The following is a 13,684-nucleotide window of genomic DNA, read 5'->3' as shown; positions in this document are numbered from 1 at the left end:
TGAAAGCGGCTGCGCTCCCCTTCTTCCCTTGGAGGTGTTCCATGAGTACGAAAAAGGATTTGCATGCAAAATTGGCGACGCTCTCCCCGGAGAAGCGCGCGTTTTTGGAGCAAAAGTTGCAAGCGAAGAAACGGATTCCCCGACGCGAGCCGCAAGAAGAAGCAGTTTTATCCTTCGCTCAACAACGGCTCTGGTTGTTTGAGCAGTTTGAGCCGGGCCTTCCGATCTACAACACGCCTTTTTCAGTTGCTTTACAGGGCGACGTTGATCTTGATCGATTGGAAATGTGCTTGAATGAAGTGTTGGATCGACATGAGGTCTTGCGCACCAACTTTTCTGCCGCAAACGGCATTCCTGCTTTGACCATCGCCCCTTCACGATCCATTCAAATTGAACGCATCGACCTTCGATCGCTCCCCCCAGATGAGGTGCGAGCCGTCTGTGAGCGCCAGATGAGCGAAGCGGTGTCCCGCCCGTTCGATTTGACAGAGGATCTGTTGTTGAGAGCGACCGTGTGGCAGCTTGAAGAGCGACAATTTCTCCTCTTGCTGAACATGCATCACATCGCATGTGATGGCTGGTCGACCAACGTGTTGATCCGAGAGATCGGGATGTTGTATCAAGCGTTTTCTAGCGGACAGCCGTCACCGCTCGCTCCGCTGGAGATTCAGTATGCCGATTATGCGGCCTGGCAGCGGAAGTGGCTCGAAGGTCCGGCGCTACAAAAACAGCTCGACTATTGGAAGCGACAGTTGGCAGGAGAGCTTCCTGTGCTCATGCTGCCGACCGACCATCCGCGTCCGAAGGTGACCAGCTATCAAGGTGCAAGCGAAGCGCTCACAATCCCCAAGCGGCAGATCGAGAAGTTAAAAGAGTTTTCGCGCCAAGAGGGCGGAACGCTTTTTATGACGCTTTTGGCTGCCTTTCATGCCCTATTGTATCGCTATAGCGGACAACGCGAACTGCTGATCGGCACGCCAGTCGCCAACCGCAACCGAGAAGAAATCGAAGGGCTGGTCGGTTTTTTTGTCAACACACTGGTCATTCGCAACAGCCTGTCATCAGAACTTCCCTTTCGCGAGTTTGTTCGCCAAGTTCGCGATGTCTGCCTGGAGGCGTATGCGCATCAGGATCTGCCATTTGAAACGCTGGTGGCCGAATTGGCGCCTGATCGGCAGCTCAATCGATCGGTTCTCTTTCAAACGATGTTTGCTCTGAACAATGCGCTCGACACCTCGGTGGAGCTGAGCGGGTTGACGATGGAGTTTCATCCTTGGAGCACCGACACGGCCAAGTTCGACCTCAGCCTGTTGATGACAGAAGAGCAGGACAGGGTGGTCGGAAAGTTGGAGTATAGCACCGCCCTTTTTGAGAAAGCGACGATCGAGCGAATCGGACAACATTTTTTGCGGCTGGTGGAGCGGGTGGCCGAGGATCCGGACGTGCTGATCGATGACATCCGATTGCTCGATGAGCATGAGCGAGAAACGATGCTCGTCGACTGGAATGATACCGCAACACCTTACCCGGAGGTGTGCGTCCATCAGCTGTTCACCGAGCAGGCGGCGCGCACGCCCGATGCGGTGGCGGTCGAGCTGGGCGCGGTGAGCTGGACCTACCGCGAGCTGAACGAGCATGCCAATCGGATGGCACATCTGCTGAAGAGCTATGGCGTCGGACCGGATGTGATCGTCTGCCTCCTCCTCGACCGATCGCTTGAGATGATGGCTGCTTTCTTGGCGGTGTTCAAGGCGGGAGGCGCCTACCTGCCGCTCGATCCTTCGACGCCTCCAGAGCGAATGTCGTTCCTGTTGCAGGATGCGGGAGCGATGCTGGTGTTGACGACCTCCTCGCTGCGCGACCGAATGCCGGAGAGCGATCTGCCGCAGATCGTTTTGGACGAGCAGGCGGACGTGATCGCAGGGCAGCGCGCAGATAATCTGGCACCTGCTGCCGAACCGAAGAACCTCGCCTACCTGATCTACACGTCCGGTTCGACCGGACAGCCAAAGGGGACGATGATCGAGCATCGGGGCTTGACCAACTACCTGCTGTGGGCGGTCGACGCCTATCGTTTGCAGGGAGGGGTCGGGTCGATCGTGCATTCTTCAGTCGCGTTTGACATGCCGATCACCTCCCTGTTCCCGCCGCTGTTGACGGGCAAGAAAGTGGTGTTCACCCCACCGGAAGCGAACGGGGTGGAGGCACTTTGTCAACTGCTGCTAACGAGACAGGATTTCTCGCTGGTCAAGCTGACGCCGGCCCACCTGCAGCTGGTAAACCGAGAATTGGAAGGCGAGGACTGGCAGGGGCTGGTGCGCACGCTGGTCATTGGCGGCGAAGCGCTGATGCCGGAGCAGGTCGCACCGTGGCAGGAGCGAGCGCCGAAGACGATGCTGATCAACGAGTACGGTCCGACGGAGACGGTCGTCGGCTGCTGCGTGCATGAGGTGAGCGAAGGGGACAGCGAGGGCGTGATTCCGATCGGGCGACCGATCGCCAACATGGCGATGTATATCCTCGACGGACACCAGCAGCCGGTGCCGATCGGCGTGGTAGGGGAGATCTATATCGGCGGCCTAGGCGTTGCGAGAGGGTATCGAAACCGAGAGGAGCTAGAGGCGGAGTGTTTCCTGCCCGATCCGTTCCGAGCGGAGGAACATGCGAGGATGTATCGGACGGGAGACCTAGCGCGAAACCGGGCGGACGGCGTGATCGAGTATGTCGGGCGGATTGACAGCCAAGTGAAGATCCGCGGGTTCCGCATTGAGCTCGGGGAGATCGAAGCGATGATCGGTCAGCACCCGATGGTGCAGGACAGCTGTGCGATGGTGCGGGAAGATGTGCCGGGGGACAAGCGACTGGTCGCCTATCTGGTGGTGCAGGCGGAGGTGGAGCGGAGCGAGATTCGCGCATTCCTCAAGGAGCGGTTGCCCGACTACATGATCCCGTCCGCCTTCGTTCAACTGGATGAACTGCCGCTGAACCCAAACGGCAAGGTGGATCGGCGCAAGATCCCCGTACCGGATGATTTGCAGATGGGAGCAGACGCTCACTATATCGCGCCGCGCACAGAGCTCGAAGAGAAGATCGCCTCGATCTGGGCAGAAGTGCTGCGAGTGCCGCAGGTCAGCATGCAGGACAATTTCTTCGAGCTGGGCGGACATTCGCTGCTTGCGACGCAGGTCGTTTCGCGGATCGACCGCACATTTGATGTGCAGATGCAGCTGAAGGTGCTCTTTGAAGCGCCGACCGTCGCCTCCCTCGCCACACGGGTGGAGCGCCTGCAAAAGCAGGAGACAAATCGGAGCTTGCCTGCGATCGTCCGCACCTCTCGCAATGCTCCACTCCCGCTCTCCTTTGCCCAACAGCGCCTGTGGGTCGTCGATCGACTGCTGTCAGACACTGCCGTCTACAACATGCCGTTCGCGGTGCGACTGCAAGGCGTCTTGCGACAAGCGGAGATGGAGCGGAGCTTAAGCGAGATCATCAGGCGACATGAGATCTTGCGCACGACGTTTGCCGAGGTGGGCGGCCAGCCGGTGCAGGTGATCGCAGAGCCTGCATGGCAACCATTGCCGATCCTCGAAATAGGTGGGCTCTCTGCGAATCAGCAGGAGCTTGAGATGAGACGACACCTGCAGGCGGAAGCGGCGCGGCCGTTCGATCTGCAGGAAGGCCCTCTGGTGCGCTTTACGCTTTTGAGATTGAATCAGAACGATCATGTTCTGCTCCTGAACATGCACCACATCATCTCCGACGGTTGGTCGATGGGCGTATTCGTCAACGAGTTTGCAGCTCTCTATCAATCGTCTGTCAAAGGGGAACCCTCTTTGCTTCCCGAGCTTGCGATTCAATATGTGGACTATGCGGCTTGGCAGCGGGACACGTTGACAGGAGAGGGACTAGCAGGACAGATCGCCTACTGGAGAGAGCAGTTGAACGGTGAATTGCCCGTCTTGCAACTGCCGACCGATCATCCTCGTCCTCCTGTGCAGACGCATGTGGGCGCGATCGAACCGTTTACACTCCCAAGTCGGTTGACCGATGCGCTACATCAGCTCAGCCAGCAGCAGGGGGTTACCCTGTTCATGACGTTGCTCGGAGCATTTCAAACATTCCTCTCCCGCTATAGCGGACAGGAGGACATCTGTGTCGGCACTGCGATCGCAGGTAGGACGCGCAGAGAGACGGAAGAGCTGATCGGCTTTTTTGTCAACACGCTGGTGTTGCGCACCGATCTGTCGGGACAGCCTTCGTTTCTCGAACTGCTCAGCCGTGTCAAAAAGGTCGCCCTCGGGGCGTATGCGCATCAGGATCTGCCGTTCGAAAAGCTGGTCGAGGAGATGCAGCCGAAGCGAGATCCCAGTCGGTCCCCTCTGTTTCAAGTGCTGTTCGCCTTGCAAAATGCGCCGATGACCACCATCGAACTCCCCGAACTTACGATCCAGCCTGTCGAGTATGAGGGTCAGATCGCCAAATTTGACCTGTCGCTGTTGATGCGAGAAGAAGAAGGGGTTCTTCAAGCTTCTTTTGAGTACAACACCGATCTGTTCAACCGATCGACGATCAAGCGGATGAGCGATCATTTCATACGCTTGATCGAATCGATCACGTCACATCCGGAGCAGAGCGTCATGAAGCTACAGATGCTGTCAGACGCAGAGTTTCAGCAGGTCGTGGTGGAGTGGAATCGGACGGAGGTGCCCTTGCCAGACTCGCTCTGTTTGCATCAGCTGTTTGAGCAGCAGGCGGCGCGCACGCCAGACGTGGTGGCGGTCGTTTACAAAGAGCAGCAGATGACCTATCGCGAGCTGAACGCCCACGCCAACCAGCTCGCCCACTATCTGCAGCAACAGGGCGTGGGTGCGGAGACGTTTGTCGGCATCACCACCGAGCGGTCGCTTTCCCTGATCATCGGTCTGCTGGCCATCTTGAAGGCGGGTGGCGTCTATGTCCCGATCAACCAGAACGACCCGGTGGAGCGGATTCTCTATCAGTTGGAAGACGCGAACATTCACACGCTGTTGACCAACCAGGAGTTTGCGGAGCAACTGCCGCCCCACCCTGCGCACGTGGTGCTCTTCGACCGCGATGCAGAGCGGATCGGAGCAGAGAGCGTAACGGAGCCGACCTGTGCGATCACGCTCGACCACTTGGCCTACGTGCTCTACACGTCCGGCTCGACCGGACGGCCGAAGGGTGTCTGTGTGCCGCATCGCGGCGTCGTCCGCTTGGTGAAGGAGACCGACTATGTAAGCTTTTCACCCGACGAAGTGTTCCTGCAATTCGCGCCGGTCGCTTTCGACCTCTCGACGTTTGAGATCTGGGGCAGTCTGCTAAACGGCGCCCGCCTTGTTCTCTGCCCAGCGGGGCAACTGTCGCTGTCGGAGCTGCGCGATGTGATCTGCGAGCATCAGGTCAGCACGCTGTGGCTGACAGCCGGGCTGTTCCACCAGATGGTGGACGAGCATCTGGACGACTTGGGGGGTGTCCGTCAACTGCTCGCTGGCGGGGATGTGCTGTCGGTGACGCACGTGAAAAAGGTGGCCGAGCGCTGGCCGAACTGCCGCTTGATCAACGGGTATGGGCCGACGGAGAACACGACGTTCACCACATGCTATCAAGTGACGTCTGCGAGCGATCTCGAAGGTTCTGTGCCGATCGGCCGACCGATCTCAAACACGACCGTCTACGTGCTGGATCGTCATCTGCAACCCGTTCCGATCGGGGTGGCAGGCGAGCTGTACATCGGGGGGGCGGGACTTGCCCGCGAGTACCTCAACCAGCCGGAGCTGACCGCCAAGACGTTTATCGAAAGCCCCTTTGCAGAAGGAGAGCGCCTGTACCAGTCGGGCGATCTGGTGCGCTATCTGCCGGATGCAACGATCGACTTCCTCGGACGGATCGACAGCCAAGTGAAGATCCGTGGGTTCCGCATCGAGCTCGGGGAGATCGAAACGATGATCGGTCAGCACCCGGCGGTGCAGGACAGCTGTGCGATGGTGCGGGAAGATGTGCCGGGGGACAAGCGACTGGTCGCCTATCTGGTGGTGCAGGAGCAGGCGGAGGTGGAGCGGAGCGAGATTCGCGCATTCCTCAAGGAGCGGTTGCCCGACTACATGATCCCGTCCGCCTTCGTTCAACTGGATGAACTGCCGCTGAACCCAAATGGAAAGGTGGATCGGCGCAGGCTCCCCATACCGGATGATTTGCAGATGGGAGCAGACGCTCATTACATCGCGCCGCGCACAGAGCTTGAAGAGAAGATCGCCTCGATCTGGGCGGACGTGCTGCGAGTGCCGCAGATCAGCATGCAGGACAATTTCTTCGATCTGGGCGGACATTCGCTTTTGGCGACGCAGGTTGTTTCCCGCCTGCAGTCAGAATGCGGCGTGGAGATTCAGTTGCGGGCGCTCTTTGAAACATCGAGCGCAGAAGAGTTGGCTATACGTGTCGAGCAGATGAAACGAAGCGAAGGGCGAGCTGTGGCGACGCCGATCACGCAGATTGATCGAGGGAAACCAGTCCCTCTCTCTTTCGCCCAACAGCGCCTGTGGGTAGTCGACCGACTGCTGCCAGACACTGCCGTCTACAACATGCCGTTTGCGGTGCGGTTGAAAGGCGCTTTGCAACAGGCGGAGATGGAGCGAAGCCTAAGCGAGATCATCAGGCGACATGAGATCTTGCGCACGACGTTTGCCGAGGTGGACGACCAGCCGATGCAGGTGATCGCAGAGCCTGTATGGCAACCTTTGCCGATCCTCGAAATAGGCGGGCTCTCTGCGAAACAGCAGGAGCTTGAGATGAGACGACACATGCAGGCGGAAGCGGTGCGTCCGTTCGATCTGCAGGAAGGTCCCCTGGTGCGCTTTACCCTGTTGAGATTGAATCAGGACGATCATGTGTTGCTCCTGAACATGCACCACATCGTCTCCGACGGCTGGTCGATGGGCGTGTTCATCCAAGAGTTTGCTGCACTCTATGAAGCGTACAGGGCTGGCTTGCCCTCGCCGTTGCCGGAGCTTGCGATCCAATATGCCGATTATGCGGTCTGGCAGCGCAACTGGCTGACGGGTGACGTATTGCAAGCGCAGTTGGACTATTGGAAAGAGCAGCTTGGTGGAGAACGGACGGTGCTTCGATTGCCGACCGATCGCCCTCGCCCAGCTCAAAATCGTCACTTGGGAGCAACAGAACGCTTTGAGCTGTCGAACGAGGTGAGCGAGTCGCTCCGATCGCTCAGCCATCGTTTGGGTGCCACCCTGTTCATGACGTTGCTGGCCGCATTCAATATTCTCCTGTCCCGCTATTCAGGCGACGAAGACATCTCGGTCGGAACGTCAATCGCGGGACGGCAGCGTCGAGAGATCGAAAATTTGATCGGCTTTTTTGTCAACACGCTGGTCATGCGCAACGACCTGTCTGGAGATCCTTCCTTTCTTGAGCTGATCGAGAGAGTTCGGAAAACGGCACTCGAAGCGTACGAGCATCAAGATGTGCCATTTGAGATGCTGGTGCAGGAGCTACAGCCGGAGCGGGATTTGAGCAGAGCGCCATTCTTCCAAGTGATGTTCCTGCTTCAAAGTCAACCGATGCATGAGCTGAGCCTCGTCGGATTGCATGCGGAATCGACGCCGCCGCAGATCAGCACCGCCAAGTTTGATCTAACCCTCTCTCTTGAGGAGCGAGGAGAGGTCGTGTCCGGTAGTTTCCAATATAACACCGATCTTTTTGACGCCTCGACGATCTGCCGCATGATCGGTCATTTTCAAAATCTGTTGCAAGGGATCGCTGCCGCTCCTGAGTGCCCGTTGTCCGAATTGCCGTTGCTTTCAGAGGAAGAGCGACAGAAACTGCTCAGGGCGGGGAGCGGATCGCGATCGGAGTTGCCCGCTCTCTGTGTGCACGAGCTGTTTGAAGAGCAAGTGATCCGCACGCCTGATGCGGTGGCGATCACGTTTGAAGGGCGATCTGTCACCTATCGCGAGCTGGAGGAGCGGGCCAATCGGCTGGCATTTGAACTCCGGTCGAGCGGGGTCAGCAAGGAGAGCGTGGTGGCGCTCTGTTTGGAGCGATCTGTCGAACTGATCTCTGCGATGCTCGGGGTTTGGAAGGCGGGGGCAGCCTACCTGCCACTCGACCCATCCTATCCGTCCGCTCGGCTTGCCGATATGTTAGAGGATGCCAATCCCCACATGTTGCTGACCACCGCTCCACTTGCGGAGCGGCTGCCGCGCTTCGTCCATTCGGTGCTTTGTCTCGATCAGGAAGAGGCGCGAATCGGACAACATCCGCACGCGCAGTTAGAGCGGTTCTCCTCTCCTGACCGATTGGCCTATCTGATGTATACGTCAGGCTCGACAGGGCGGCCGAAGGGCGTGATGATCGAACACCGTTCGGTGGTCAACGAACTCCTGTCGCGAGATGTGTACCGATTGACAGAGCAGGACACCGTGTTGCACAAAGCTCCGATCTCGTTTGACGCATCTGTCTTTGAGATTTTCTGGCCGCTGACGAAAGGGGCGCGTCTGGTCATCGCCCGACCGGACGGCCATCGGGATGTCTCTTATCTCACCCAACTGGTCGTCGAAGAGCAGATCAGCGTGATGCATTTTGTGCCTTCTGTCCTCACTCTGTTTCTCGAAGAGCCGGACATCGAGCGCTGTTCTACACTTCGTCTGGTGTTCAGCGGGGGTGAAAAGCTCAGCGATGAAGTTCAGCAACGCTTTTTCCGACGTCTCTCTGCAAATTTGGTCAACCGTTACGGGCCGACAGAGACGACGATCAACGCGACCGCTTGGGCTTGTGAGAAGGATGACGCGCGAGGATTTGTTCCGATCGGTCGTCCGATTCAAAATGTGTTCGCCTATGTGCTCGATCGCAAATCCCGTCCCGTTCCGTTTGGCGTGGTCGGCGAGTTGCACATCGGAGGAGCGGGTGTGGCGAGAGGGTATTGGAATCGTCCTGACCTGACAGAAGAGAAATTTATTCCCGACCCCTTTCAGCTTGATTCGCAGGCGCGGTTGTACAGGACGGGCGACTTGGTACGCTATCGTGAAGATGGCCTGATCGAATATGTTGGTCGCTCCGATCATCAGGTAAAACTGCGCGGGATACGGATTGAGCTCGGTGAGATTGAAGCGGCTCTCCTCGAACATCCGGGCGTCAGTCAGGCGGCGGTGCTCTTGCGCGAAGATGTGCCGGGAGATCCACGGTTGATCGCTTATCTTGTGGCAAAACAGGATGCGACCGACTTGCGAAAAGAGTGGAAGTCGTTCCTTCAACAAAAGCTTCCAGATCACATGGTGCCGTCCGCATGCGTGATGCTCAAGCGCATGCCGCTTACGCCGAGCCTCAAGCTGGATGTCGGCCAACTTCCTGCGCCAGATTTCGGCCAGCAGCTGGAGCGGGTGTACAAACTGCCGCGCACTTCGTCAGAAGTGAGAATCGCGCAGATATGGTCAGAAGTTCTTCGCGCCGACCAAGTGGGTGCTGAAGACAACTTTTTTGAACTGGGGGGTCATTCGCTGTTGGCGACACAGGTCGCTTCGCGGATCGGTCGTTCGTTTGGCGTGCAGGTACCACTGAAACTGCTCTTTGAAGCACCGACTGTCGCTTCGCTGGCAGCGCAGGTAGAGCAACTGCAAGAGCGTGAGGGGCACCCAAGCCTGCCTGCGATCACCTGTGCGTCGCGCGAGGAGCCGTTGCCGCTCTCCTTTGCTCAGCAGCGCCTCTGGGTGCTCGACCGAATCGTCGGCGATCGGACGGCATACAGCATGCCGTTTGCCGTGCGCCTTAAAGGATCGCTGAGGGAGGGCGAGTTGGAGCGAGCGATTGGAGAGATCGTCTCGCGGCATGAAGTGCTCCGCACCGTGTTTGCAGAACGCGAGGATGTGGTGGTGCAGGTGGTGACAGAAGGGCATTTTCACACATCGTTACCCCTGCACGACCTGTGCGATCTGCCAGATGGGGAAGCGGAGGTGGCTCGCCTGTTTTCCGAGGAGGCAAACCGCCCGTTCGATCTGGAGCAGGGACCGCTTCTCAGAGGGAGGTTGATCAAGCTTGCAGATGAGGAGCATGTGCTGATCGTCAACATGCACCATATCATCTCCGATGGCTGGTCGATGGGCATTTTTCTCGATGAGCTGAGCCGGCTGTACAGATCGTTTGCGGCAGGCATGGTGTCACCGCTCGCACCGCTTCCGTTGCAATATGCAGATTATGCTGTCTGGCAGAGGCGGTGGATGCGCCACGACACCTTGCAGGAGCAACTCGCCTATTGGAAAAAGCGCTTGGGCGGCGAGGTGCCGGCCTTGCAGTTGCCGACCGATCATCCGCGCCCGACGGTGCAGACGCAACGGGGGGCGGTGATGCGCTTTGTGCTGTCGAAGGAGTTGACAATGGGAATGAATCGCTTGAGCAACGAAAGCGGTGTTTCCCTGTTCATGACATTGCTCGGGGCGTTTCAAACGCTGCTCTTCCGCTATACGGGGCAGGAGGATGTGGTGGTCGGCACTCCGATCGCAGGTCGCCAACAACAAGAGACGGAAGGGCTGATCGGCTGTTTTCTCAACACGCTGGCGATGAGAGTCGATCTGTCGGGAGCGCCGACGTTCAACGAGGTGCTTCGGCGAGTGCGGGAGATCGCGCTTGAGGCGTACGCGAACCAAGATGTGCCTTTTGAGAAGCTGGTCGAAGAGCTGCAGCCCAACCGCGATACGAGCAGAACGCCGCTGTTTCAAGCGATGCTTGTCCTGCAAAACTATGCGACGCAGATGGTGGAGCTGGAAGAGCTTTTGATCGAACCGCTCGACGTATCGTTTGGCACAGCCAAATTTGACTTGACGCTGTTTGTGCAAGAGGAGCGCGACGAGCTCGCGGCGACGTTTGAATACAACACCGATCTGTTCGAGACGAGCACCATTTATCGAATGGCAGACCATTTCTGCAACCTGTTGCACGAGATCGTGCGCAACCCGGAACGATCGATCGCCGAGTATTCGTTGCTCAGTGATCGCGAACGAGCGAGTCTGCTCCTCGACTGGAACGATACGAGACTGGTTCATGATGGCGCAGCACCTTTTCACCACCTGTTTGAAGCGCAGGTGGAAAAGACACCCGATGCGGTGGCGGTCGAACTGGGCGCGGTGAGCTGGACCTACCGCGAGCTAAATGAGCAAGCCAATCGGTTGGCGCATCTGCTGAAGAGCTACGGTGTCGGACCGGATGCGATCGTCTGCATCTACCTCGATCGATCGCTTGAGATGATGGCCGCTTTCTTAGCGGTGTTCAAGGCGGGCGGCGCCTACTTGCCGCTCGATCCTTCGACACCTCCGGAGCGGATGTCCTTCATGTTGCAGGATGCGGGCGCGATGCTGGTGTTGACGACCTCCTCTCTGCGCGATCGAATGCAGGTGAGCGCGCTGCAGCAGATCGTGCTGGACGAGCAGGCGGAAGCGATCGCAAGGCAGCGCGCGGACAACTTGGCGCGCTCTGCCGATCTGTTGAGCCTCGCCTACCTGATCTACACGTCCGGATCGACCGGACAGCCAAAAGGGACGATGATCGAGCATCGCGGTTTGACAAACTACCTGCTGTGGGCGGTCGACGCCTATCGACTGCAGGAAGGGGTGGGGTCGATCGTGCATTCGTCCGTCGCGTTTGACATGCCGATCACCTCTTTGTTCCCCCCGCTGTTGACGGGCAAGAAAGTGGTGTTCACGCCACAGGAGTCGAACGGGGCGGGAGCGCTTGGCGAGCTGCTGTTGACGAGACAGGATTTCTCATTGGTGAAATTGACGCCTGCCCACCTGCAGCTGTTGAACCGAGAGCTAGAAGGTGAGGAGCTACAGGGGCTGGTGCGCGTGCTGGTCATCGGCGGCGAAGCGCTGATGCCGGAGCATATCGCCCCGTGGCAGGAGCGGGCTTCGAAGACGATGCTGATCAACGAGTACGGCCCGACGGAGACGGTCGTCGGCTGCTGCGTGCACGAGGTGGACGAAGAGGGGCGAGGCGGCGCGATTCCGATCGGGCGCCCGATCGCCAACATGGCGATGTACATCCTCGACGGGCGGCAAGAGCCGGTGCCGATCGGCGTGATCGGCGAGATCTACATCGGCGGTCAGGGTGTCGCCAAAGGTTATCGAAATCGAGAGGAGCTTCAGAGGGAGCGCTTCCTGCCCGATCCGTTCCGAGCGGAGGCGAATGCGCGGATGTACCGAACGGGAGACTTGGCACGCTTCCGAGCGGACGGTGTGATCGAATATGTCGGGCGGATCGACAGTCAAGTGAAGATCAGAGGGTTTCGGATCGAGCCCGGTGAGGTGGAAGCGACGTTGTATCAGCACCCGGCGGTGCGAGAGGCGCTGGTGGTCGTCCGCGAGGAAGGGCTTAGGAACCACCGTTTGGTCGCCTATCTGGTGGCGAGCGAGAAGCGGGTGGCAGTGCGGGAGATCAGGGCGTTTCTCAAGCGTTTCCTCACCGAGTATATGATTCCTTCCGACTTCGTCTGGCTGGAGGAGATCCCGCTCACCTCAAACGGCAAGATCGATCACAAAGCGCTGCCGACTCCGACTGCCGAGGTGAAGCGCGAGGAGCAGGATGGGGCTCCGCGCGACCGCTTGGAGATGCAGCTGGTTCGCATTTGGGAAGCTGTGCTTGGAAGGTCGAACATCGGGGTGGCCGATAACTTTTTCGAGCTTGGCGGACATTCGCTGTTAGCGCTGCAGATGCTCAGGGAGATCGAAGTGCGGTTGGAGCAGAGACTATCGCTGACCGACCTGATCCGGAGCGGAACGATCGAACAGCTCGCCTCTCTGTTGCGAAAAGGAGAGTCACCCAATCGAGTGACACCTTTGCTGACGCTTCGAGCAAGCGGCGCGCGCACGCCGATTTTCTTCGTCCATCCGATCGGCGGACATGCGATCTGCTACCTCGAATTGGCGAAAGCGCTTGGCGACGACCAGCCTGTCTATGCGTTCCAATCTCCCGGTTTGGAGGGAGAATGTGAACCGCTCGATCGGGTAGAAGATTTCGCCGCTCGATATGTGCAAGCGATGCAGGAGGTGCAACCATACGGTCCGTACTGTGTTGGCGGGTGGTCGTTCGGCGGGGTTGTCGCCATCGAGATGGCAAGGCAGCTCGAACAGGCAGGTGAAGAGGTGGAGTCGGTGATCTTGATCGATTCGCAGTTGCGAGAAGATAAGTCAGAAATGGATGAGCTCGCCATGTTTGCACACGATCTTGCGAGTCGATACGGCAAACAGATTTCCTCTGAGAAGCTCGCTCAATACAACATGTTACAAACGGAGGGCGAACGCTTGCGATTCCTTCTTGAACAGCTCGCCGAGTTGGAGTTGATCCCAGCCGAATATAAGCTGGAGCAGATCAAACCTTGGATCGCCGTCTTCCGTGCCAACCTTCGCGCCCTGCGCAGGTACAGTCCGAAAGGGTATGACAGACCGGTCATGCTGTTTCGGGCAGACAGTTCTATGAGTCGAGAGCGGCGGGAGCACAACGGGTGGGAAGCAGTTTTGACAAACATCGGAACGGTTGAGGTGCGAGCGACGCACCATTCGATCATTCGCGCTCCTCAGGTGCAGCACATCGCAGAGCTTCTACAGAGGAACAGATCTTAGAGTCGGCGGTGGGAGAACCTGGACATACGGGTACTCCCCTCGTC

Annotated in this window: 1 protein-coding gene; it reads left to right on the top strand. The window is 58.3% G+C overall.

Translation table 11 applies throughout. The features are described from left to right. Positions 1–41: 41 nt before the first annotated feature. The gene (locus tag ACFSOY_RS04135) at positions 42–13,640 is read left to right on the top strand and encodes a non-ribosomal peptide synthetase (protein ID WP_386044257.1); all 13,599 of its coding nucleotides are present in this window, start codon (positions 42–44) and stop codon (positions 13,638–13,640) included. Positions 13,641–13,684 lie beyond the last annotated feature (44 nt).

Origin of the sequence: Tumebacillus lipolyticus (genome assembly GCF_042682745.1) — a bacterium.
Taxonomy (GTDB): domain Bacteria; phylum Bacillota; class Bacilli; order Tumebacillales; family Tumebacillaceae; genus Tumebacillus_A; species Tumebacillus_A lipolyticus.
The sequence above is the reverse complement of the archived record's forward strand: the minus strand, read 5'-3'. Positions and strand labels throughout refer to the sequence as shown.